Source organism: Variovorax soli NBRC 106424 (assembly GCF_001591385.1).
Taxonomy (GTDB): domain Bacteria; phylum Pseudomonadota; class Gammaproteobacteria; order Burkholderiales; family Burkholderiaceae_C; genus Variovorax; species Variovorax soli.
The window spans coordinates 1-21,839 of sequence record NZ_BCUU01000008.1; the positions used below are offsets into that span (position 1 = coordinate 1).

Sequence of the window (21,839 nt, forward strand, 5' to 3'; positions counted from 1 at the left end):
GTGCTGCTGCTGGAGGCGCCCCACCGCATCGAGGCACTGGCGCGCGCCCTGGCGGCGCTCGGCCCGCGCCCGATCACCGTGGGCCGCGAGCTGACCAAGCAGTTCGAGGAGATCGACACCGTGCCATGCGACGCACTGGCCGGCTGGCTGGCCGCCAAGGACCAGCGCACGCGCGGCGAGTTCGCGCTGGTGCTGCATCCGCAGCCCGCGGGCGGCGATGCGAAGGCCGATGAAGGCGAACGGGTCCTGCAACTGCTGCTGCCGGAGCTGCCCGTGAAGACCGCGGTACGCCTGGCGGCCGAGATCAGCGGCGCGCCGCGCAATGCGCTGTACGAACGCGCGCTGCAGCTGCGCAAGGCTGGCGAGGACGAGCCCGGCGAAGAAGACTGAGCCGCGCGCTCAGGAGGCAGCCGCCTGCACCGCGGCGAGCCAGAGCTGTGCCCCCTGCAGCGGCGTCGATGTCCAGGTGACGTTGTAGCTGCCGGCCGCCTCGACCTGTCGGACGGCCACCGCGCATTGCACCAATGCGCCCGAAGCCAGCACCGTGTCGATGACGGTGAAGCCGTTGTCGGGCACGGCTGTCTTCTCCTCGTACACGCCGGAATCGCCCCACCACCATGCCACGAGCAGCGCGGGGCCGGTGGTGCTGACACTGGCGCTGGTCAGGGGCTGGCCGGCCAGCACTTCTTTCCACTGGACGTCGCGCACCAGGCCTCCGTTGGCAATCTCGACGACGCTCAATGTCACTTCATCGCCGGGGTCGGGCTTCGCCACGGCGACCCCAAGGCCATCGATGCCACGCGCCTGCACGCAGGCGTACAGCGTCGTTCCCGAAGTGGGCCACAGCGTGTAGACATGCGACGCGCCCAGCCGGGTGTAGACATTGCCTGCGCTGTCCGTGGGCGGGACATCGGCCGACAGCAGGCCTCGGCCGACACAGGCCAGCACGGTGCTTGCGCTCGCGCGCGTCGACAGGCCGGCAACGGAGAGCGACGGCTGGCTTTCGCCGAAGCGGTGGAAGCTGAGTCCATGGGCACCCAGGGCCGGCGCGGCCAAAGGAGGCGCCGGTGGAGCCGGCGATGGGCCGGGGTCGGACGGCGTTCCTGGTGTGCCAGGAGCTGGGGCCGGACCGGGTGCAGGCGCAGATCCGGGTGCAGGCGCAGATCCGGGTGCAGGCTCAGGACCGGGCGCAGGCGCGGGACCAGCCCCCGATGGGGCCGCCGCGCCGCCCGCCGAGCCCGTGCCGCCGCCGCCTCCTCCTCCTCCGCAAGCCAGCAGCACAGCCCCACCGCCGGACGCCACGCCGAGCGCCGCCAGTGCCCAGGTGCGGCGCATCAGCCGGCGGCGCTCGTCCAGCTTGGCCTGCTGCGCGGCATGGAAGGGAGGGTGGCGCATGATGGTCACTCCGTCGTGTTCGGGCTGCCATTTTGAATGGCCGAAGCTGCAAACCAACGTAGTACCGCTGTCGGCGGTGTTGCGATTGCGGCCGCCCCAATGGGCTCGCGCAAAAAAGCAAAAACCCGCTACGCTGGAAAACGTGCGGGTCGTCGGTGCATGACGCGAGGGGCTTTGAGCCAGATGGATGGTCCCGCCGCCAGGAATCGAACCTGGATCTCAGCCTTCGGAGGGCCGAATTCTATCCATTGAAATACAGCGAGATCTCTGACGCGGCGCTGCCACGTCAAACCGCGATTATCGCTTATCGGCAGGCGCCCGCTCCGGGCACCGCCTTTGCTTCATCGGCGGCGATGCTTCTGCCGCCGAAGCCCAGTCCGCAGAGATAGACATGGAAGACCCGTTTTCCCGTCGACACCAGCTCGAAGGCCGCGGGGTCGAGAAGCCAGTCCTCGATCAGGCCGCCGATGAGCGCATGCAGCCCCTGCGCCGCGGAAGCGACCGGGATGGGCAGCTTGCGGCCCTCGATGCGCGAAGCCGCCTTGAGCGCCTGCTCGAATCCGGTCAGGAAAAGCTGGCGCGACTCCAGGTGGCGGCGCCGCACCGAATCCATCTCGTCGGTGTATTCGATCTTGCGGGTGGCAATGTCGAACACGCGCCGCACCTGCGGGTTGGTGGTGATCAGGCGCAGCGCGTCGAGCAGCGAGCGCTCCACCGCGGCCAGCGGCTGCTCCTCCGCGGCGGCGATGCCGGCGCGGTTGGCTGCCTCCAGCGGCAGGGTGACCCGGTCCATCATGGCGTTGAACAGGTCGGCCTTGTCCTTGAAATGCCAATACACCGCGCCGCGCGTGGCATTGGCCGCCTGTGCAATCTGTTGCAGGGTGGTTTGCGACACGCCCTGGGCCTGGAACAGCATTTCGGCTGCGTCCAGCAGGCGTTCGCGGGTGGCCTGTGCCTCTTCCTTGGTGCGCCGGGCCATGCTCGATGTCTCTAAAAATGATTGGGTCTTGTGCCGAAGCCCTAACTATACATCCATGAATGTATGTAAACTAGCGGACTTTCCGGCGAACAATCCGTCCCTTCACGCGCGCCCCTCTCGGCCGCGGCGGGCGTCGCGCCCGTTCCAAATCCCGTTTTCAAATCCCATCAAAGGATTCGCATGCCTGTTCTGCATGAAGTCTCTCGCTCCGTTCCCTTCTCGGCACGCGTGGCCGCCGTTGCACTGGCAGCGCTGGCCCTGACCGCCTGCGGCAAGGGCGATGCGCCGGCCGCGGCCCAGGGCGGCGGCGGCAAGATGCCGGCACCCGAAGTCGGCGTGGTGGTTGCCACGCCGGGCGACGTCGGCCTGCTGGTCGAACTGCCCGGCCGCCTGGAAGCCTCGCGCGTGTCCGAAGTGCGCGCCCGCGCCGCCGGCATCCTGCAAAAGCGCCTGTTCCGCGAAGGCAGCGACGTGAAGGCCGGCCAGCCGCTGTTCAGCATCGACGCATCGCCGTACGAGGCCACCCTGCGCAGCGCCCAGGCCAGCCTAGCCCGCGCCGAAGCCAACGTGGTGCAGACCAAGGCCCTGGCCGAGCGCTACAAGCCGCTGGTGGAAGCCAATGCGGTGAGCAAGCAGGAGTACGCCAACGCCGTGGCATCGTGGAAGCAGGCCGAGGCCGATGTGGGCGTGGCCCGCGCCTCGCTCACCACGGCACGCATCAACTTGGGCTACGCCACGGTGACGGCGCCGATTTCGGGCCGCATCGGCCGCGCGCTGGTCACCGAAGGCGCGCTGGTTGGCCAGGGCGAGGCCACCCAGCTGGCCGTGATCCAGCAGATCAACCCGATGTACGTCAACTTCACCCAGTCGGCCAGCGACGTGCTGCGGCTGCGCCGCGCGCTCGATGCGGGCCTGTTCAAGCGCGCCAGCGGCGGCGAGGCGGCCAGCGTGCGCATCGTGCTGGAAGACGGCACCGAGTACCCGCAGGAAGGCAAGCTGCTGTTCTCCGACCTGACCGTGGATGCCACCACCGGCCAGATCACCCTGCGTGCCGAGGTGCCCAATGCCAACGGCACGCTGCTGCCGGGCCTGTACGTGCGCGTGCGCCTGGAGCAGGCGCAGGTGTCCAACGCCATCACGGTGCCGCAGCAGGCCGTCACCCGCACGCAGCAGGGCGACACGCTGATGGTGGTGGGCGAGGACGGCAAGGTCACGACCCGCAACGTGAAGATCAGTGCCGGCCAGAACAACCGCTGGGTGGTGCTCGAGGGCCTGAAGGCCGGCGAGCAGGTCATGGTCGACGGTTTCCAGAAGCTGCAGATGATGCCGCCTGGCACGCCCGTGAAGGCCGTGCCGTGGCAGGCCCCGGGCACGGCGCAAGCCGCGGCCCCGGCGGCCGGCGCCCCTGCCAAGCCGGCGGCCAGCGAGCCGGCGGCCAAGCAGTAAGGAGCGCAGCCGCATCATGGCCAAGTTCTTCATCGACCGCCCCATCTTCGCGTGGGTGATCGCGCTGTTCATCATCGTGATGGGCGCGGTCTCCATCACGCAGCTGCCGATCTCCCAGTACCCGCCGGTGGCGCCGCCCGCCATCGTGGTCAACGTCGCCTACCCGGGCGCTTCCGCGCAGACGCTGGAGGACAGCGTGCTGTCCGTCATCGAACGCGAAATGAACGGCTCGCCGGGCCTGATCTACATGGAGTCGGTCGCGCAGGCCGACGGCACCGGCACCATCACCATCACCTTCGAGACCGGCACCAACGCCGACCTGGCGCAGGTGGATGTGCAAAACCGCCTGTCGCGCGCCACGCCGCGCCTGCCCTCCGCGGTGACGCAGCAGGGCGTGCGGGTGGACAAGTCGCGCAACAACTTCCTGCTGTTCACCATGCTCTCGTCCGAAAGCGCGGCGGTCGACGACACCGCGCTGGGCGACTACGCGGCGCGCAACATCGTGCCCGAGCTACAGCGCATTCCCGGCATCGGCCAGGTACAGCTGTTCGGCTCCGAGCGCGCCATGCGCATCTGGATCGACCCGGCCAAGCTGCGCGGCTACAACCTCTCGGCGGCTGACGTGAACGCGGCCATCCGCGCGCAGAACGCGCAGGTGGCCTCGGGCGTGCTGGGCGACCTGCCCAACTCCCCCGGCCAGGCCATTGCCGCCACGGTGGTGGTCAACGGCCAGCTCACCAACGTGGAGCAGTTCGGCAACATCGTGCTGCGCGCCAACACCGACGGCTCCGCCGTGCGGCTGAAGGACGTGGCCCGCATCGAGCTGGGCGCGCAGACCTATGCCACCTCGGCCCGCCTGAACGGCAAGAGCGCGGTGGGCATGGGCGTGCAGCTGGCGCCCAGCGGCAACGCGCTGGCCGCCGCCAAGGCCATCCGCACCAAGATGGATGAGCTGTCCAAGTACTTCCCGCAGGGCGTGAAGTGGACCATTCCGTACGACAGCTCGCGCTTCGTGAACATCTCCATCACCGAAGTGGTGAAGACGCTGTTCGAGGCGGTGGCGCTGGTGTTCGTGGTGATGTTCCTGTTCCTGCAGAACTGGCGCTACACCATCATCCCCACCATCGTGGTGCCCATTGCACTGCTGGGCACCTTCGCCACGCTGCTGGCACTGGGCTTCTCGATCAACGTGCTGACCATGTTCGGCATGGTGCTGGTGATCGGCATCGTGGTGGACGATGCCATCGTGGTGGTGGAGAACGTCGAGCGCATCATGGCCGAGGAAAAGCTGCCGCCGCTGGAAGCCACGCGCAAGGCCATGAAGCAGATCTCGGGCGCCATCATCGGCGTGACCGTGGTGCTGATCTCGGTGTTCGTGCCGCTGGCCTTCTTCGCCGGCTCCACCGGCAACATCTACCGCCAGTTCTCGGCGGTGATGGTGGCCTCCATCGCCTTCTCGGCCTTCATGGCGCTGTCGCTCACGCCGGCGCTGTGCGCCACGCTGCTCAAGCCGGTGGACGACGACCACCACGAGAAGAAGGGCTTCTTCGGCTGGTTCAACCGCAGCTTCTCGCGCACGGCCAAGGGCTACGAAAGCATCGTGGCGCGCATCCTGCGCCGCGCGGCGCGCTACCTGATCATCTACGCGGCCATCGCGGGCGCGGTGGTGATCGTGTTCCGAAGCCTGCCCACCTCCTTCCTGCCGCAGGAAGACCAGGGCTACATCATCGTGAACGTGCAGCTGCCGCCGGGTGCGACGCAGGAGCGCACGCTGTCGGTCATGCAGCAGGTGGAGAACTACATCCTCAAGCAGCCCGAAGTGCAGAGCATGGTGGCGGTGATGGGCTTCAGCTTCTCCGGCCAGGGGCAGAACGCGGGCCTGGCCTTCGTGACGCTGAAGGACTGGCACGAGCGCAAGGGCCCCGGCGAATCGGCCGATGCGATCGCCGGCAAGGCCTTCGGTGCGCTGTCGGGCATTCGCGACGCGTTCATCTACCCGCTGTCGCCGCCGCCCATTCCCGAACTGGGCAGCGCCAGCGGCTTCAGCTTCCGCCTGCAGGACCGCAGCGGCGCGGGCCACGAGGCCCTGACCAACGCGCGCAACCAGCTGCTGGGCATGGCCAGCAAGAGCCCGCTGCTGGCGCTGGTGCGCCCGGACGGCCTGGAAGACGCGCCGCAGCTGCAGATCGTGATCGACCGCGACAAGGCCAACGCCCTGGGCGTGACCTTCGACGCGATCAACACCACGCTGTCGACCGCGCTCGGGTCGTCCTACATCAACGACTTCCCGAACCAGTCGCGCCTGCAGCGGGTGGTGGTGCAGGCCGACGCGCCGGCGCGCATGCAGCCCGAAGACCTGCTCAAGCTCAATGCCGCCAACAGCAAGGGCCAGCCGGTGCCGCTGTCCACCTTCGCCACCACCAAGTGGGTGAACGGCGCGCAGCAGACGGTGCGCTACAACGGCTACCCGTCCATGCGCATCTCCGGCTCGGCGGCACCGGGCTACAGCTCGGGCGCGGCCATGGCCGAGATGGAGAAGCTGGCGTCCCAGCTACCGGCCGGCTTCGGCTACGAATGGACCGGCCAGTCGCGCGAGGAACGGCTCGCCGGCTCGCAGGCCATCATCCTGTACGGCTTCTCGATCCTGGCGGTGTTCCTGTGCCTGGCGGCGCTGTACGAGAGCTGGACCATCCCGCTGTCGGTGATCCTGGTGGTGCCGCTGGGCGTGCTGGGCGTGCTGCTGGCCACCTGGCTGCGCAGCTATTCGAACGACGTGTACTTCCAGGTGGGCCTGATCACCATCATCGGCCTGTCGGCGAAGAACGCGATCCTGATCATCGAGTTCGCCAAGGATCTGCAGGCCTCGGGCAAGGGGCTGGTCGAGTCGGCCCTGGCCGCCGCCCACCTGCGGTTCCGGCCGATCATCATGACCTCGCTGGCCTTCGGCCTGGGCGTGGTGCCGCTGGTGATCGCCTCCGGCGCCGGCTCGGCCAGCCAGCGTGCCATCGGCACCGGCGTACTGGGCGGCATGGTGACCGGCACCGTCCTGGCGGTGTTCTTCGTGCCGGTGTTCTTCGTGGTGGTGCGCTCGATCTTCAAGGGCAGCGCGCGCCAGCACGAGGCCGACCTGCGCCATGCGCACGCGGCCGGAATCGAGGACGAGCCCCGCCATGCCTGACCCCAACAACATGAAGATGAGGAACCCCCTCGTGCCTGCCAAGACCCTGGCCACCTCGCTGGCCGCGGCCCTGCTGCTGGCCGGCTGCTCGATGGCCCCCACCTACGAGCGGCCTGTCGCGCCGGTGCCGCAGTACTTCCCCAACAACCCGGCGCAGATCGCGGGGCAGCCGGCCACGGCGCAGATCGCGTGGCAGGACTACTTCACCGACCCGCGCCTGGTGGGGCTGATCAACACCGCGCTGCAGAACAACCGCGACCTGCGGGTGGCGGTGCTCAACATCGAGACCGCCCGCTCGCAGTTCCGCATCACGCGTTCGGCGCAGGTGCCCAACCTCAACCTGAATGCCGGCGGCACGCGCCAGCGCCCTTCGCTGCTGGGCAACACGGTGAGCGAGAGCGACTACGTGAACGTGGGCATCCCGGCGTGGGAGCTGGACTTCTTCGGCCGCATCCAGAGCCTGAAGGACGCGGCGCTGTCGCAATACCTCGCCACCGAAGAAGCCCGCAAGGCCACGCAGATCAGCCTGGTGGCCGCCGTGGCCACCGGCTGGCTCGCGGTGATCGCCGACGAAGAGTCGATGCAGATCACGCGCGACACGCTGGCCACACGCGAGGAAGGCCTGCGGCTGTCCAAGCTGCGCTTCGACAACGGCGTGATCTCCGAGATCGACCTGCGCCTGGCCGAGTCGCTGGCCGAGAGCGCCCGCGCCACCTACGCGCAGCAGCAGCGCCTTCGCCTGCAGGACGAGAACGCCCTCGCCCTGCTGCTAGGCACGCCGGTGCCGCCCGAGTCGATCAAGGGCGGGCTGGGCGCGCTGGACGCCGTCGCGCCCATGGCCGACGTGCCGGCCGGCCTGCCGTCCGAACTGCTGGAGCAGCGCCCCGACATCCGGGCGGCCGAGCAGCAGCTGCTGGCGGCCAATGCCAACATCGGCGCGGCGCGGGCCAACTTCTTCCCGCGCATCACGCTCACGGCCACCTACGGCACGGCCAGCAACGAGCTGTCGGGGCTGTTCGACAGCGGCACCAAGGCCTGGTCGTTCGCGCCGTCGCTGGTGCTGCCGATCTTCGACTACGGCGCCAACAGCGCCCGCCTCGACTCGGCCTGGGCGAACCGCGACATCGCGCTGGCGCAGTACGAGAAGTCGATCCAGAGCGCCTTCCGCGAAGTGGCCGACGCCCTGGCCGGTCGCGCCACGCTGGGCGACCAGCTCGATGCGCTGCGCAAGACCGCCCTGGCGGAAGAAGCGCGCTTCAAGCTGTCGGACCTGCGCTACCGAAACGGCGTGGCCAACGCACTGGACCTGCAGGACGCGCAGCGCTCGCTGTTCACTGCCCAGCTGGCCGCCACCCAGACCCGGCTGGCGCAGCTGCAGAACCAGGTGACCTTGTTCAAGGCGCTGGGCGGCGGCTGGGCCAGCCGCGAAACGGCTGCGGCGGCGCCAACCACCAGCCAGGCGAACCAGGCCACCCGCTGAGCGGCCGGCGGCCCGCCCGCCACGCGGTTGCGGGCCGTTGATGCGGCGCCACAAGGAGGGCCTACCCGGAGCCGGGTGTGCGGGGGGCCCTTCTATAATCCCCGGTTGATTTCAGGTCCCCCTAACGAGACAGCCCCCCGATCGATAACTTGAGGACTCCATGAGCGACGCCGCGCACACCGAAGAAGCCCACACTGGCCCCATCAAGAACCCGAAGCAGCTTCTCATAGCGGTTTTCTTCTCCTTCGTTGCTCCCATCCTCATCATCACGGGCCTGGTGGCCTACGTGGTCTCGGCCTACAAGCCCTCCGGCGCCGCCAGCGGCGACCTGGACCTCTACGGTGTTTCGCAGCAGGTGCGCGACCGCGACGTGGCCGCCCGACTGGCCCGCGTGGGCACCGTGGAAATCCGCGATGCCAACCGCGAACTGGCCACCGGCGAAGCCGTGTTCAAGGCCCAGTGCGTGGCCTGCCACGGCAGCCCCGGCATTCCCGGTGCCCCGCACCTGAACGAGGCGGCCGCCTGGGGTCCGCGCATCGGCCAGGGCTATGCCACGCTGCTCGAACATGCCCTCAAGGGCAAGGGCGCCATGCCCGCCCAGGGCGGCGGCGACTTCGAAGATGTGGAAATCGGCCGTGCGGTGGTCTACATGGCCAATTCCGGCGGCGCCACCTTCCCGGTACCGGATCGTCCTGCGGCGGCAGCGCCTGCAGCCGAAGCACCGGCCAAGTAAGCGCCACACATCCAAACAAATAGCCGGCCTTGTGCCGGCTTTTTTCTTTGGTTCATCCCAGCGCGAGCGGCAGCAAGGGCGCTTCCCGCCCAAGGTGCCGCGCATCGACCACGGTGGCGCCGAGCGCGCCCAGGAGCTCGCCCAGCACCTGCCGCAACAGTTCCAGGTCCTGGGGCGCGCCATCATGCATCGCCTCCGCGACGATCAGCACCTGCGCCGTGCCGGGCTGGATGGTCGATCTGGCGCTCTGGCGGTGGCACCAGCGACGTGCGTGGGCATGGCCATCGGCGTCGGCAAAGATCACCTCGCCCGACTCGGGTTGCTCGGCCTCGCCGCCGAAGGCCAGGTACTGTTCGTTCCCCAAGGCAGGCCGCACCTGCAGCGAGCCCGAGACCTGTGCCAGGTCGAACACCGCGATCGGGATCGCGAAGGCCAGCGAGGCGGCGTTGCAGGCATCCACCAGCGGATGCAGCGCGGGCAGCGCATCGTCCTTGCGAAAGCGCCGCAGCAGCGACTCGGCAGCGCAGCGGTACTGGGTGGGCTTGAGTCCCATGCGGGCAAAGGCGCGGCGCCAGGCCTGGATTTCGGGAAACTCGCCTTCCTGCGCGATGCCCAGGCGGGCCCGCGCCCGGTCATGCAGTTCGGCGATCTGCGCTGCGGGCGCCATGGTATCGGGCCTCAGGCCACGGGCATGCAGGGCCAGCGCGGCCAGCGAGGGGTGGGCCGCCCAGAGGGTGTCGGCGTGGGAGAAGAAGTGATTCGGAGGCATCGAGGCTGCTCGTCGGGGGTGGCAAAGCGCCGAACTCTGCGCGCCGCGGGCCGCACGGTCTTGAACGCTATTGCGCCATCGCGCGCTGCCAGGCCCCGGGGGTGAAGCCCAGGTGGCGGGTGAAGGCGCGTGTCATGTGGCTCTGGTCGGCAAAGCCCGACTCGGCCGCCGCCTGCAGCTCGTCGCCCAGGCGCTCGCGCAACCGCGCCACATGGTCGCCGGCATCCAGGGACAGCGGCGCCGCGCTTGCGTGCGCCGCCAGCAGGCGGCCCAGCACCACGGCCAGCGATTCCTCGCAAGCGAGCAGGTCCAGGTCGGTGCCGGCCCGGCCCGCCTGCCAGGCTTCGAGCTGGCCCAGCAGGTGGCGCAGCGCAGCCTGCAGCTGCGGATCACAGATGACCGGGCGCGTGAGCTCGATGTCTTCGCGGCCAGCGGCAGCGGCCAGCACCGCGCGGTCGAAATGAACCATGCGCCAGCGCCTCGCGCCACCACCGAGGGGCCGACCGTCGTGCACCTCGCCGGGGTTGCAGGCCAGCAGGTCGCCGGCCTGGGCGTCGACCTCGCCGCGGCCGCTGGCCGAGCGCTGTGCGCCCTGCTCAAGCACGCCGATGCCGTAGGTGTCATGCCAGTGCCGGCCGAAATGGCGTTCGCTCTCGGTGCGTACGCTGTGCACGCCCGCCCAGGGCGCGCGGGCCACCCGGCATTGGTGGCAGGGCGCCGTCAAGCGGGTGCTGCCTTGGGCACGGGCTGTGGCGGGCGCTGCGCCTGGGGGCTGAGCACGTAGCCAAAGCGTGCGGGCAGGTCCTGCGCCTTCACCGTCTCGGGCTTCCAGCGGCCCTGCTCGATCGCATCGGCCGCGGCTTCCATGTCCTGCGTGTGCACGCGCCCCAGGCCCAATTCGGTCGCGAGGTAGACCCGGCCCTCCTCGTCGACGAGGCAGCCAGCCGCCTGTACTGGCAAGCCGCTGTGCGTGGCGACCTTTGCGCCGGCATCGTCCACGCGCAGCACCCAGGGGGTCGACTCCAGTTCCACATACACGCGCTGCGGCCCGTTCTGGAAGAACCACTGGCCGGCCTCGTCGTGCTCGTAGTTGCGCTGGATGAAGTCGATGAGCTTCTCGTGCCGCAGCAGCGAGCCCTTGGCCTGCACGAAGGGGCCGGCGGCCTGGGTGCGGTCGTCGCGCATGTACCAGTTGCCGCGCGCATCCAGACCCAGCCAGCCGTAGCAGTGCGGCACGTTGGGCCACTTGGCCAGAGCCTGCTTGACGATGTCGTCCATGGGCGGATTCTGCTCCTGATGGGTGCCGGGGATCTACGCGTGCTGCGCCAGCCAGCCGCCCACCTCGTACGGCAGGCCGAAGACATGGCCCGGTGGCCATCCGGCGGCAAAACCCACGTGGCCGCCGTGGGCGGGCTGCCACAGCGTCACGTAGCGGCCCACGTCCTGTTGGCGCGGCAGGCTGGCCGCCGGAACGAAGGGGTCGTTGCGCGCGTTGACCACCAGCGCCGGAACGCGGATGGCATCCAGGTGCGGCTTGGCCGAACCGCGCGACCAGTAGTCGTCGGTGTCCCGGAAGCCGTGCAGCGGTGCGGTGAAGATGTTGTCGAAGGCGTAGAGGTCACCGGCCTGCAGCAGCGCGTCGCGGTTGAACAGCCCCGGGTGCTGCGCCAGCTTGGCCAGTGCCTTGGGCTTCATGGTGTTGAGGAACATGCGGGTGTAGACCAGCCGGTTGAAGCCGCGCCCGATGGCCGCGCCGCCAGCCGCCAGGTCGACCGGCGCGCAGATGGAGGCCACGGCGCTGGCGACGCGGCCGGCCTCGCTGCCCGCCTCTTCCGCCCAGCGCAGCAGCGCATTGCCGCCCAGCGACACGCCCACCACCAGCATGGGCCCGCCGCCGAGCGCATCGTGCTGCGCGCGCAGCCTGGAAAGAATCCAGCCGATTTCCTCGTAGTCGCCCGAGTGGTAGGCCCGGGGCGCCAGGTTGATCTCGCCGCTGCAGCCGCGAAAGTGCGGCACGGCGTACGCCATGCCGCCCTGCTGCGCGAAGGCGGCGAAGGACTGCGCGTAGTGGCTGCGCGATGAGCCTTCCAGGCCGTGGAACAGCACCAGCAGGGGCCGGGGGCCGGGCGCCTGGGTTCCCTCGAGGAAGTCGACGTCGATGAAGTCGCCGTCGGGCGTGTTCCAGCGCTCGCGCCGGAACGAAGGGCGTGCGCCGCGTACGCTCTTTGCGGCGATGGCGGACCAGATGGTCTGCAGGTTGCCGCCGGGCAACCAGAAGGGCGCGACGTACTCCATCGGCTCAGTGTAGAAGTTGCGGCGCGTCGTGGGTGTCGGACGGCTCCTGCACCGTGCCGGGGCTGGCATGGTGCGCCACCATGCGCCAGCCCTGCGCAGTCTTGTGATAGACGTTGGTGGCCAGCACGAAAGCCAGGCGCGGCCCTTCGGTGGTCAATACCTCGATGCGCTCGAGCACGTTGTGCACCGAGCTGCCCAGCGACTCGACCTTGCGCACGCGCGCCGGCGTGGCGTGGATGCTGCCATTGCCGAACATCTGCTCGAAGGCGGAGCGGATGGCCTCGGTGCCCACCAGGCGAGGGCCGCCCGGGTGCACGCAGAACACCTCGTCGTCGTCCGCCCAGCAGGCCATCAGGGCGTCCAGGTCGCCGCGCTGCAGGGCTTCATAGAAAGAGGCTTCCACGTCGTCGGCGGTGCCGCCGAAATGGCTGGTGTGTCGGGTCTTGGCCATGGGGGTGGATTTTGCCTGCAGGGCGGACGGATCAGGCGCCGCCCAGCAGCCACTCGCGCACCGCGGCCTCGCAGGCCTCGGCGTTGCCCTGCGCGGCCCGCCACACCAGCTCGGGCGCGGCCACGTGCGTGCCGTGGGGTGCCAGCCGCAGCGCGACGTCGACGAATTGCGCCACCACGGCAGCGCGCACCGGCTGCTCGCTGGCCGGCACCATGAAGCGCGCAATCGACAGCATCCATTCGGCCACCCGCTGCGGCAGGCTGCCGCGCACGCCCTGGGCGGGCTTTTGCGCCGAGCGCACCAGGATCAGGCGCTCGAAGCCCAGCGCCGCCACCGACTGCTCGTCCAGGCTGGCCAGGCCGCGCTTGAGCGCCTCGGGCAGGCGGCCTTGCGCATGCGGCTGCACCACGGCCAGCGTGCGCACGCCGCAGCTGCGCAGCCAGGCGGCAATCTGCGGCAGCTGCTGCGGCGCGGGCGCCCACAGGGCGCGCTCGCGGTCGTGGTACAGGCGCGGCGGATCGAAGCTCACCAGCGCCACGTCGGCTTGCACGCTGGGCCACGACCGCGGGTCGTCATCGGGCGGCACCAGCACGGTCTGCACGCCGCGCAGGCCGTCCTGCATCGGCTCGCGCGCCAGCACCTTCGCCTGTGCATACCGATGGCTGCCGGCCAGGCGGCGCAGCAGCTCGTTGCCCAGCGCGCCCGTGGCGCCGGCGATCAGCAAGGTGGTCTCGGGCCGCGCCCCTCGTTCCGGCGTACGCGCAATCGGCCGCTGGGCGGCCTGCAGCACCTGGATGGGGTCTATTGCCATGCAACCGATGCTACCTGTGCTAACTTTGCGCCCTTCTCAGCAAGGGGTGAACAAGATGATGACGATGACGAAGCGTTGGCTTGTGATGATGGCGGTGCTCCTGTCCCTGACGGGCTGCGGCTACAACGACTTCCAGCGGCTGGACGAAGCCACCAAGTCGGCCTGGAGCGAAGTGCTCAACCAGTACCAGCGGCGCGCCGACCTCGTGCCCAACATCGTCGCCACGGTGAAGGGCCAGGCCAACTTCGAGCAGGAGACGCTCACCAAGGTGGTCGAGGCACGCGCCAAGGCCACCAGCATCCAGGTCACGCCCGAGACGCTGAACAACCCCGAGGCCTTCAACAAGTTCCAGCAGGCGCAGGGCGAGCTCACGGGCGCGCTGTCGCGCCTGATGGTGGTGGCCGAGCGCTACCCCGAGCTGCAGGCCAACCAGGCCTTCCGCGACCTGCGCGTCACGCTCGAGGGCACCGAGAACCGCATCACCGTGGCGCGCAACCGCTACATCCAGACGGTGCAGGAGTACAACGTGCTGGCGCGCAGCTTCCCGACCAACCTGACGGCCATGGTCTTCAGCTACTCGCCCAAGCCCAACTTCACCGTGCAGAACGAGGCGCAGATCTCCACGCCGCCCACGGTCGACTTCAGCGCGCCGAAGAAATAGTTCTCCCCCCAGGCTTCGTGCACTTCGTGTCGCTACGCCAACCCCCTCGCCGGGGACAACACCTGCGGCCCGGCAAAGCCGGTTCCGCGGTGTTCCCGGATGGGGGGTGGGTCGTGCGCTGGCTGGTTGCACTGGGCACGGTCTGGTCGCTGCTGACAGCGGGGGTCGCGCTGGCGCAGGGCCTGCTGCCCGTGCCCGCGCTCAGCGGCCGCGTCATCGACCAGACCGGCACGCTGAACGCCAGCCAGCGCCAGGCGCTGGAAGCCAAGCTCGCCGCCATCGAAGCCGAGAAGGGCTCGCAGGTGGTGGTGCTGATGGTGCCCACCACGCAGCCCGAGGACATTGCCGGCTACGCGAACCGCGTGGCCAACGAATGGAAGATCGGCCGCAAGGCGGTCGGCGACGGCGTGCTGGTGATCGTGGCCAAGGACGACCGGCGCATGCGCATCGAGGTGGCCAAGACGCTGGAAGGCGCCATTCCGGACATCATGGCCGCGCGCATCATCGACAACGCGATGAAGCCGCGCTTCAGGCAAAACGACTTCGCGGGCGGCCTCGACGCGGCGGTCGACCAGATCGGCGCCCTGATCCGCGGTGAGGCGCTGCCGCCGGTGCAGCAGCACCCCAGCGGCACCTTCGAGGGCAACGGCGGCGGTTTCGACTGGGGCACGCTGGGCATCTTCCTCTTCTTCGGCGTGCTGGTGCTGGGGCGCGTGCTGCGCGGCGTGTTCGGCAACAAGCTGGGCGCGCTGGCCACCGGCGCGGCCACCGGCGGCATTGCCTTCTTCGTCACGGCAACCATGTGGGTGGCCATTGCGGCCGGCATCGTGGCGCTCTTCTTCACCCTGATCTCCAGCGCCTTCGTCGGCATTCCGACGCTGGGGCGCGGCCACGGCGGACGCGGAGGCTTCGGCGGCTTTCCGGGCGGCTATGGCGGCGGCAGCTGGGGCGGTGGCCACGGCGGCTTCGGCGGTGGCGGCGGAGGCGGCGGTGGATTCAGTTCGGGCGGCGGCGGCGACTTCGGCGGCGGCGGCGCTTCGGGGGATTGGTAGCACCATGGGCAGCAGAACCTTCTTCGGCAAGCTCGCACGCATCTGGCGCCATCGATGGATCGACCGCGCCGAGATCGCGCGCGCCCTGCCCCCCGACCTGCTGGAGCGGCTCGCGGCCCGGGTGGGCGCCAGCGAGCGGCGCCACAGCGGCGAGATCCGCATCTGCGTCGAGGCCGGGCTGCCCAACTCCTACCTGTGGCGCGACGCCACCGCGCGCGAGCGCGCCGTGGCCATGTTCGGCAAGCTGCGCGTGTGGGACACCGAGCACAACAACGGCGTGCTCATCTACCTGCTGCTGGTGGAACACGCCATCGAGGTCGTGGCCGACCGCGGCATCGCACGCAAGGTGAGCGAGCAGGCGTGGGCCGCCATGACCCAGCGCATGAGCCAGGCCTTTCGCGAGGGCCGCTTCGAGGACGGTCTGACACAGGCGCTGGCGGAGGTGTCGGCGCTGCTGGTGGAACACTTTCCGCTGGCGCCGGGCGAGGCGGACGGCAACGAACTGCCGGATGCACCGGTGGTGATCTAAGGCAGCGTCCACACGGCATCGTCGCCGATGGGATAGAAGCGCCGGCCTTCTGCCCGCTCCACGTACCAGCCACCGGTGAATTCTCCGAACGCAGGCAGCACAGCCTGCGCCCTCTCCTGGACAAAGCAGGGCAGCCGCATGCTGTCGCGCCCGCTGCCGTGCAGCCCGCACACCGGATGAAGATGGCCGGCCAGCACGAAGTGCGTCGGATGCTGCTGCGGATGGTGGCAGCAGGCAAAGGGACCGACGAGCCAGGGCTCGGTGACGATGTCGATTCGAAGGCCCGGCGGCGGATCGCCGGCGCGGCTGTCGTGGTTGCCGCGCACCAGCGTGCAAGCCAGGCCCGCATGCCGTTCGCGCCAATCCTCGAGTGCGGCCAGCAAGGCCGGCGTGCGCGCCTGCGCCGCATGCAAAAAGTCGCCCAGCACCACCAGGTGCCGCACCGCATGCGCTGCCAGCAGTGCATCCAGCCGCGCCAGGTTCTGCGCCGTGGTGCCGCCGGGCACCGGCTGGCCCAGGGCACGAAAGGTGGCGGCCTTGCCCAGGTGCAAGTCGGCCACGAAGAGCACGCCGGCCGCCGGCCAGCTGATGGCACGCTCCGGCAGCAGCAAGAGCCGCTCGCCCGCCCATTGCACTTCGCACGCACCGCCGCCGCCGTTCGACATCGCGCTAGTTTGCACCCTGCGCGCCGAACACCAGGCTCTTGCGCACCTCGTCCACGTGGCCGGCGCCCATGCTGCCGCCGGCCGCCTTCTCCAGCTGCGCCACCATGCGCGCGATGCGGTCGCCCAGCTTCTCGTTGGTGAGCTTTTCGCGGAACAGCTCGACCATGAGCGGAAAGGAAAAAGGCGTGGGCCGCTCGATGCGCCGCATGACCAGCTGCTGTGCATTCATCCGTTCCAGGCTGGCCTGCAGGCGGCCGATCTCCAGCTCCTGCGCCAGCAGCTCCTGCTCAGCCTGGGCCAGCAGGCGGTTGCCGGGGTCGTACTTCCTGAACACCTCGTAGAAGAGCGAGCTGGAGGCCTGCAACTGCCGGTTGCTGCGCTTCTCGCCAGGGTAGCCCTGGAAGATCAGGCCCGACACCCGGGCAATCTCGCGAAAGCGCCGGCGCGCCAGTTCGCTGGCGTTGAGGCTGGCCAGCACTTCATGCAGCAGCGCCTGTGCATCCGTCGCACCGTGCAGGGTGCGCGGCAGCAGCGTCGCCCAGTCGACCTCCACCGCGCTCAGCAGTTCGAAGCCGTAGTCGTTGAAGGCAATGGAGAAGGTGCGCGGCTCGTGCTGCGCGATGCGCCACGCCAGGAGGCTGGCCAGGCCCAGATGCACCGGCCGGCCGGCAAAGGGGTAGACGAACAAGTGCCAGCCTTCGCGCGTCTGCAGGCTCTCGGCCAGCAGGTGCTCGTGCGACGGCAGCGCGGACCACTGCCGCTGCAGCTCCAGCAACGGCCGCAGGCTCTGCAGTTCGGGCGAGTCGAACACACCCGCGCCGGCCCGGGCCAGCTGCTGCACCACCGCGTCGCCCAGGGTGCTGGTGAAGGCCATGCGCCCGCCGCCCCAGCGCGGCACGGCCGGGCGCTGGCCGCTTGCACGGCGAACCAGGGCCGTCATGTCGTGGATGCGCACCAGCTCCAAAAGGCGGCCGCCGAAGAGAAAGCAGTCGCCGGGCTTCAGGCGCGCAACGAAGCTCTCTTCCACACTGCCGATGCGACCGCCGCTCAGGTACTGCACCGAGATGCTCGCGTCGCTGACGATGGTGCCGATGTTCATGCGATGGCGCCGCGCCAGCCGCGCATCGGGCACGCGCCACACGCCTTCGGCATCGGGCACCACGCGTTTGTAGTCGGGATAGGCCACGAGCGACGGCCCGCCCCGGGCGACGAAGTCCAGGCACCACTGCCAGGTGTCCGCCGGCAGGCTCGCATAGGCGGCGGTGCTGCGCACCTCGTCGTACAGCGCTTCGGGCGTGAAGCCGCCACCCAGCGCCACCGTCACCAGGTGCTGCACCAGCACATCCAGCGGCTGGTGCGGCGTCTGCCGCGCCTCGATCTGCCCGGCGGCGATGGCGGCGCGCGCGGCCGCGCCCTCGATGATCTCGATGCTGTGCGTGGGCACCAGGGTGATGCGCGAAGGCCGCCCGGGCGCGTGGCCGGACCGACCGGCGCGCTGCAGGAGCCGCGCGATGCCCTTGGCCGAGCCGATCTGCAGCACGCGCTCCACCGGAAGAAAGTCCACGCCCAGGTCCAGGCTCGAGGTGCACACCACCGCCCGCAGGCTGCCCTTCTTCAAGGCCAGTTCCACCCACTCCCGCACGGCGCGGTCCAGCGAGCCATGGTGCAGCGCGATCTCGCCCGCCCAATCGGGGCGCGCATCGAGCAGGGCCGAATACCAGATCTCCGCCTGCGACCGGGTGTTGGTGAAGACCAGCGTGGTGCTGCTGGCAGCGATTTCTTCCACCACCTGCGGCAGCATGGTCACGCCCAGGTGGCCGCCCCATGGAAAGCGCTCCGACCGGCCGGGCAGCAGCGTATCGACGATGAGCTCCTTGGGTGTTTCGCCGCGCACCAGCACGCCGCCTTCCGCGCCGGGCCCCAGCAGTGTCCGCAGTGCTTCGTCCAGGTTGCCGAGCGTGGCCGACATGCCCCACACCACCAGGTCCGGCCGCCAGCGCTTGAGGCGCGCCAGCGCCAGCTGCACCTGCACGCCGCGCTTGTTGCCCATGAGCTCGTGCCACTCGTCCACCACGACCAGACGCACGCTGCGCAATTGCTCCTTCGCGTCGGCGCGCGAGAGCATCAGCGACAGGCTCTCGGGCGTGGTGACGAGGGCGGTGGGCAGCCGCTTGTCCTGCGCGCTGCGCTCGGCGGAGGATGTGTCGCCGCTGCGCGCGCCAGCCTGCCAGTGGGGGGCCAGCGATTCCAAGGGCAGCTGCAGCGCGCGCAGCGTGTCGGCGGCCAGCGCGCGCATGGGCGTGATCCACAGCACCTGCAGTGGCGCGGCGACAGTGGCGGCGTCAGGCGCCTCTGCCTTCGCGCGGCTTCGCCGGCGACCGCCTGCAACGTCAGACAGCGCCAGCAGCGCACCGAACCACAGCGCGTAGGTCTTGCCGGCGCCGGTGGTGGCATGCAGCAGCCCCGACTGCCCCTTGGCCACGGCGACCCACACCTCGCGCTGGAAGCCGAAGGGCCGCCAGCCGCGCGCGGCGAACCAGGCCTGGACGTCGCTCGGTTTCATTCGGTGGGTGGCAGCAGCGCGGCCAGCGTCTGCAGCGTGTCGGCCTCTTGCACCGGCTTGTCCTCGCGCCAGCGCAGCATGCGGGGGAAGCGCACCGCAATGCCGCTCTTGTGCCGCGTGCTGCGCGCGATGCCTTCGAATCCGAGTTCGAACACCATGGTGGGCGTGACGCTGCGCACCGGCCCGAAGCTTTCGATGGTGGTGCGGCGTACGAGTGCATCCACGCGTGCCATCTCCTCGTCGCTCAGGCCCGAATAGGCCTTGGCAAAAGGCACCAGCTTGCGCTGCGATGCCTCCGGCGGCAAGTCCCACACGGCGAAGGTGTAGTCGCTGTACAGGCTGGCGCGGCGGCCATGGCCGCGCTGCGCGTAGATGAGCACGGCATCGACGCTCATCGGGTCGATCTTCCACTTCCACCACACGCCGGACTCCTTGGTGCGGCCCACACCGTAGGCGGCATCGCGCTGCTTGAGCATCAGCCCTTCCACGCCGAGTTCGCGCGCCTGTTCCCGCTGGCGCGCAAGCTCGGCCCAGCCGTCGCCGGTGAGCATGGGGCTGGCGATGAGCGCGGGGTGCTGCAGCTGCGTCACGACGTCGTCGAGCAGCTCGCGCCGCTGCGCCTGCGGGCGGCTGCGCATGTCGCGCCCTTCCCATTCGAGAATGTCGTAGGCGAGCAGCACCACGGGCAGGTCTTTCATGAGCCTGGCGCTCACCGCCTTGCGGCCGATGCGTTTCTGCAGTTCGGCAAAGGGCTGGACGCGGTCATGGCGCCAGACCACGATCTCGCCGTCGAGCACCGTGCCGTCGGGCAGTGCCTGGCCCATCTGCGCGAGCTCCGGAAACCGCTCGGTCACCAGTTCTTCACCGCGCGACCAAAGCCAGGCCTGGCCGCCGCGCTTGACCAGTTGCGCGCGGATGCCGTCCCACTTCCACTCGACGATCCACTGCTGCGGCGGCCCGAGTGCGGCATCGAACTCGGCCAGCGGCAGGTTGAAGGGATGCGCAAGAAAGAAGGGATAGGGATGGCCGCCGGCGCCGATCTCGTGCTGGCCTTCCTCGACCGGTGCAGCGAGCGCGACATAGCTTGCGCCCGACGGGCGCGCCCCGATGTGCGTGTAGCCCATCAGGCGCTGCGCGATGCGCTTGGCGTCCACCCCGCTGACCGCTGCCAGCGCCTGCGTCACCTGCAGCCTGGAAACGCCGACGCGGAAGGCGCCGGTGATGAGCTTGAAGTAGACCAGCCGCTCCGATGGCGCGAGCCGGCGCCACTGGGCGCGAAGGCGATCGGCGAGATCTTCCGGCGGCAGGCCGCGCAGGGGCAGCAGCTCGTCCTGCACCCACTGCGCCAGTCCGAGCTCGTGCGTGTCGTCCGGCTCGGGCAGCAGCAGCGAGATGGTCTCGGCCAGGTCGCCCACGGCCTGGTAGCACTCTTCGAACAGCCACTCGGGCAGGCCGGCCGCTTCCTGGGCCAGCAGGCGCAGCAGTTTCACCGGCGCGATCTGCCTCGGCTTGCCGCCGGCCAGGAAATACACGGCCCAGGCCGCGTCCTCGGGCGCCGCACGGCGCAGGTAGGCCTGCAGCGCGGCCTGCTTGGCCAGGCTCGACGTGGTGGCGTCCAGCGCGGCGTAGAGGGCGGCGAAGTCCTTCACGTGGCGCCCGCCTCCTGCTGCGCATTCGCGCCTGCGGCGCTGCTTGGCGACTCGTCTTCCTGCTCGCCATATTCGGTGTGGAAGGTATGCGCCGGCAGGCCGGCTTCGCACAGCCAGCGCACCAGCACGGCCGCGCTGCCATGGGTGACCACGACACGCTCGGCGCCGGTGCCCGCGATGGCCGACTGCAGCCCGGGCCAGTCGGCATGGTCGGAGAGCACGAACCCACGGTCGACCGCACGCCGGCGGCGCGCACCGCGCAACTGCATCCAGCCGCTGGCGAAGGCGTCGGAGTAGTCGCCGAAGCGGCGCAGCCAGGGCGTGCCCTGGGCCGACGGCGGCGCCAGCACGAGCGCGCGGCGCAGCAGCGACGCATCGACACCGGCATCCGTGACGCGCACCGTGTCCGGCAACGCCACGCCGGCCGCGCGGTAGGCCGCGTTGAGCGGTTCGAGCGCACCGTGCACGACGATGGGCCCGATGCCGGCATCGACGCCATGCAGGATGCGCTGCGCCTTGCCGAAGGCATAGCAGAAGAGCACCGATGCACGGCCCGCGAGCGCATTGGCATGCCACCATGCGTTGATCTCGCCGAAGGTCTGCGTCTGTGGCGCCCAGCGGTAGATCGGCAGGCCGAAGGTCGACTCGGTGACGAAGACCTGGCAGGGCACCGGCTCGAACGGTGCGCAGGTGCCATCGGCCTCGGTCTTGTAGTCGCCCGATACCACCCAGACGCGGCCTTGATGCTCCAACCGGACCTGGGCGGAACCGAGCACATGGCCTGCGGGGTGCAGCGAGATCGTCACGCCGTTGTACTCGATGGCTTCGCCATAAGGCAGCGTCTGCAGGTCGATCTGTTCGCCCAGCCTAGCGCGCAGGATGCCGGCACTGTCGGCATGCGCCAGATAGTGGCCGTGGCCCATCCGTGCATGGTCCGAATGGCCATGGGTGATGAGCGAGCGCTCCACCGGCTGCCAGGCATCGATGAAGAAGCCGCCCGGCGGGCAATAGAGCCCCTCGGGCCGCGCGACCACGAGGTCGTCGGGCCGCGCGGCAACCGCGGGGGCGGCAGGGCTGGAGGGGCTGGAGAGGCTGGAGAAGCTGACACTGGCCACCATGCGAACATCGTAGTGGCTGGCGTGCGCGCTTGCGGCGCCCCGCTGGCGTCAAGCGCTGTGGGCCG

Annotated in this window: 20 protein-coding genes and 1 tRNA gene; 8 read left to right on the top strand and 13 right to left on the bottom strand. The window is 69.8% G+C overall.

All coding sequences use genetic code 11. The features are described from left to right. On the top strand, positions 1-390 hold a 390-nt coding region (locus VSO01S_RS27480), incomplete at its 5' end, for an SAM-dependent methyltransferase (RefSeq protein WP_506016896.1). Positions 391-399: 9 nt separating this feature from the next. Here the strand turns inward: VSO01S_RS27480 and VSO01S_RS27685 are convergent. The 3 genes from VSO01S_RS27685 to VSO01S_RS04090 form a co-directional block, all read right to left on the bottom strand. Then, positions 400-1,395: a hypothetical protein gene (locus tag VSO01S_RS27685; RefSeq protein ID WP_153305128.1), complete on the bottom strand. Its 996-nt coding sequence runs from the start codon at positions 1,393-1,395 to the stop codon at positions 400-402. A 188-nt stretch (positions 1,396-1,583) separates the two neighbouring features. Further along, a tRNA-Arg gene (locus tag VSO01S_RS04085) sits at positions 1,584-1,658 on the bottom strand. Between the two features lie 41 nt (positions 1,659-1,699). Next, on the bottom strand, positions 1,700-2,374 hold the full coding sequence (locus VSO01S_RS04090; protein WP_068640528.1) for a TetR family transcriptional regulator: 675 nt from the start codon (positions 2,372-2,374) through the stop codon (positions 1,700-1,702). Positions 2,375-2,554: 180 nt separating this feature from the next. Between VSO01S_RS04090 and VSO01S_RS04095 the strand changes: the two genes are divergently transcribed. From VSO01S_RS04095 to VSO01S_RS04110, 4 genes are all read left to right on the top strand, one after another. Further along, a complete protein-coding gene (locus VSO01S_RS04095) occupies positions 2,555-3,820 on the top strand; it encodes an efflux RND transporter periplasmic adaptor subunit (protein WP_068640529.1) in 1,266 nt (421 codons plus the stop codon). Between the two features lie 16 nt (positions 3,821-3,836). Continuing rightward, positions 3,837-6,998 carry an efflux RND transporter permease subunit gene (locus VSO01S_RS04100; protein ID WP_068640530.1) on the top strand — a complete coding sequence of 1,054 codons (3,162 nt, stop codon included), beginning with the start codon at positions 3,837-3,839 and terminating at the stop codon, positions 6,996-6,998. 10 nt (positions 6,999-7,008) lie between these two features. After that, positions 7,009-8,478, top strand: coding sequence for an efflux transporter outer membrane subunit (locus VSO01S_RS04105; protein WP_373282869.1), 1,470 nt, complete (start codon positions 7,009-7,011; stop codon positions 8,476-8,478). 160 nt (positions 8,479-8,638) lie between these two features. Then, positions 8,639-9,211: a c-type cytochrome gene (locus tag VSO01S_RS04110; protein WP_068640531.1), complete on the top strand. Its 573-nt coding sequence runs from the start codon at positions 8,639-8,641 to the stop codon at positions 9,209-9,211. Between the two features lie 52 nt (positions 9,212-9,263). Here the strand turns inward: VSO01S_RS04110 and VSO01S_RS04115 are convergent, their stop codons facing one another. The 6 genes from VSO01S_RS04115 to VSO01S_RS04140 all read right to left on the bottom strand — a co-directional run bounded on the left by VSO01S_RS04115 (position 9,264) and on the right by VSO01S_RS04140 (position 13,537). Then, on the bottom strand, positions 9,264-9,980 hold the full coding sequence (locus VSO01S_RS04115; protein WP_084241675.1) for a B3/B4 domain-containing protein: 717 nt from the start codon (positions 9,978-9,980) through the stop codon (positions 9,264-9,266). 67 nt (positions 9,981-10,047) lie between these two features. Beyond that, positions 10,048-10,704 carry an AraC family ligand binding domain-containing protein gene (locus VSO01S_RS04120; RefSeq protein WP_068640532.1) on the bottom strand — a complete coding sequence of 219 codons (657 nt, stop codon included), beginning with the start codon at positions 10,702-10,704 and terminating at the stop codon, positions 10,048-10,050. Further along, positions 10,701-11,258: a DUF2946 family protein gene (locus VSO01S_RS04125; protein WP_068640533.1), complete on the bottom strand. Its 558-nt coding sequence runs from the start codon at positions 11,256-11,258 to the stop codon at positions 10,701-10,703. The genes VSO01S_RS04120 and VSO01S_RS04125 overlap by 4 nt, the downstream gene beginning before the upstream one ends. Before the next feature lie 33 nt (positions 11,259-11,291). Then, positions 11,292-12,275, bottom strand: coding sequence for a YheT family hydrolase (locus tag VSO01S_RS04130; protein ID WP_068640534.1), 984 nt, complete (start codon positions 12,273-12,275; stop codon positions 11,292-11,294). Positions 12,276-12,279: 4 nt separating this feature from the next. Next, the gene (locus VSO01S_RS04135) at positions 12,280-12,726 is read right to left on the bottom strand and encodes a YybH family protein (RefSeq protein ID WP_068640535.1); all 447 of its coding nucleotides are present in this window, start codon (positions 12,724-12,726) and stop codon (positions 12,280-12,282) included. 31 nt (positions 12,727-12,757) lie between these two features. Beyond that, a complete protein-coding gene (locus VSO01S_RS04140) occupies positions 12,758-13,537 on the bottom strand; it encodes a Rossmann-fold NAD(P)-binding domain-containing protein (RefSeq protein ID WP_068640536.1) in 780 nt (259 codons plus the stop codon). Between the two features lie 58 nt (positions 13,538-13,595). Between VSO01S_RS04140 and VSO01S_RS04145 the strand changes: the two genes are divergently transcribed. The 3 genes from VSO01S_RS04145 to VSO01S_RS04155 all read left to right on the top strand — a co-directional run bounded on the left by VSO01S_RS04145 (position 13,596) and on the right by VSO01S_RS04155 (position 15,779). After that, positions 13,596-14,198, top strand: a complete 603-nt coding sequence (locus tag VSO01S_RS04145; RefSeq protein WP_174544708.1) for a LemA family protein — start codon at positions 13,596-13,598, stop codon at positions 14,196-14,198. A 113-nt stretch (positions 14,199-14,311) separates the two neighbouring features. Next, on the top strand, positions 14,312-15,250 hold the full coding sequence (locus VSO01S_RS04150; RefSeq protein ID WP_176579522.1) for a TPM domain-containing protein: 939 nt from the start codon (positions 14,312-14,314) through the stop codon (positions 15,248-15,250). 4 nt (positions 15,251-15,254) lie between these two features. Beyond that, positions 15,255-15,779 (top strand): TPM domain-containing protein, encoded by a 525-nt coding sequence (locus VSO01S_RS04155; protein ID WP_068640538.1) that lies wholly within the window; start codon positions 15,255-15,257, stop codon positions 15,777-15,779. Here VSO01S_RS04155 and pdeM read toward each other — a convergent pair. From pdeM to VSO01S_RS04175, 4 genes are read right to left on the bottom strand one after another with little or no spacing between them, the layout of a single operon-like run. Continuing rightward, entirely contained in the window at positions 15,776-16,444 is a 669-nt protein-coding gene (pdeM, locus tag VSO01S_RS04160; protein WP_068640539.1) for a ligase-associated DNA damage response endonuclease PdeM, read from the bottom strand. The genes VSO01S_RS04155 and pdeM overlap by 4 nt on opposite strands. A 4-nt stretch (positions 16,445-16,448) precedes the next feature. Then, positions 16,449-19,007, bottom strand: a complete 2,559-nt coding sequence (locus tag VSO01S_RS04165) for a ligase-associated DNA damage response DEXH box helicase (protein ID WP_084241676.1) — start codon at positions 19,005-19,007, stop codon at positions 16,449-16,451. Then, on the bottom strand, positions 19,004-20,656 hold the full coding sequence (locus VSO01S_RS04170; protein ID WP_068640540.1) for an ATP-dependent DNA ligase: 1,653 nt from the start codon (positions 20,654-20,656) through the stop codon (positions 19,004-19,006). The genes VSO01S_RS04165 and VSO01S_RS04170 overlap by 4 nt, the downstream gene beginning before the upstream one ends. Next, a complete protein-coding gene (locus VSO01S_RS04175; protein WP_068640610.1) occupies positions 20,653-21,690 on the bottom strand; it encodes a ligase-associated DNA damage response exonuclease in 1,038 nt (345 codons plus the stop codon). The genes VSO01S_RS04170 and VSO01S_RS04175 overlap by 4 nt, the downstream gene beginning before the upstream one ends. Positions 21,691-21,839 lie beyond the last annotated feature (149 nt).

What these genes read in the sequence shown, in the direction of transcription:
- VSO01S_RS04105 (WP_373282869.1), top strand. Translation starts at nt 7,009, where the DNA reads ATGAAGATGAGGAACCCCCTCGTGCCTGCCAAGACCCTGGCCACCTCG.
- VSO01S_RS04135 (WP_068640535.1), bottom strand. Translation starts at nt 12,726, where the DNA reads ATGGCCAAGACCCGACACACCAGCCATTTCGGCGGCACCGCCGACGAC.
- VSO01S_RS04140 (WP_068640536.1), bottom strand. Translation starts at nt 13,537, where the DNA reads ATGGCAATAGACCCCATCCAGGTGCTGCAGGCCGCCCAGCGGCCGATT.
- VSO01S_RS04090 (WP_068640528.1), bottom strand. Translation starts at nt 2,374, where the DNA reads ATGGCCCGGCGCACCAAGGAAGAGGCACAGGCCACCCGCGAACGCCTG.
- VSO01S_RS04110 (WP_068640531.1), top strand. Translation starts at nt 8,639, where the DNA reads ATGAGCGACGCCGCGCACACCGAAGAAGCCCACACTGGCCCCATCAAG.
- pdeM (WP_068640539.1), bottom strand. Translation starts at nt 16,444, where the DNA reads ATGTCGAACGGCGGCGGCGGTGCGTGCGAAGTGCAATGGGCGGGCGAG.
- VSO01S_RS04130 (WP_068640534.1), bottom strand. Translation starts at nt 12,275, where the DNA reads ATGGAGTACGTCGCGCCCTTCTGGTTGCCCGGCGGCAACCTGCAGACC.
- VSO01S_RS04095 (WP_068640529.1), top strand. Translation starts at nt 2,555, where the DNA reads ATGCCTGTTCTGCATGAAGTCTCTCGCTCCGTTCCCTTCTCGGCACGC.
- VSO01S_RS04165 (WP_084241676.1), bottom strand. Translation starts at nt 19,007, where the DNA reads ATGAAACCGAGCGACGTCCAGGCCTGGTTCGCCGCGCGCGGCTGGCGG.
- VSO01S_RS04145 (WP_174544708.1), top strand. Translation starts at nt 13,596, where the DNA reads ATGACGATGACGAAGCGTTGGCTTGTGATGATGGCGGTGCTCCTGTCC.
- VSO01S_RS04155 (WP_068640538.1), top strand. Translation starts at nt 15,255, where the DNA reads ATGGGCAGCAGAACCTTCTTCGGCAAGCTCGCACGCATCTGGCGCCAT.
- VSO01S_RS04100 (WP_068640530.1), top strand. Translation starts at nt 3,837, where the DNA reads ATGGCCAAGTTCTTCATCGACCGCCCCATCTTCGCGTGGGTGATCGCG.
- VSO01S_RS04125 (WP_068640533.1), bottom strand. Translation starts at nt 11,258, where the DNA reads ATGGACGACATCGTCAAGCAGGCTCTGGCCAAGTGGCCCAACGTGCCG.
- VSO01S_RS04115 (WP_084241675.1), bottom strand. Translation starts at nt 9,980, where the DNA reads ATGCCTCCGAATCACTTCTTCTCCCACGCCGACACCCTCTGGGCGGCC.
- VSO01S_RS27685 (WP_153305128.1), bottom strand. Translation starts at nt 1,395, where the DNA reads ATGCGCCACCCTCCCTTCCATGCCGCGCAGCAGGCCAAGCTGGACGAG.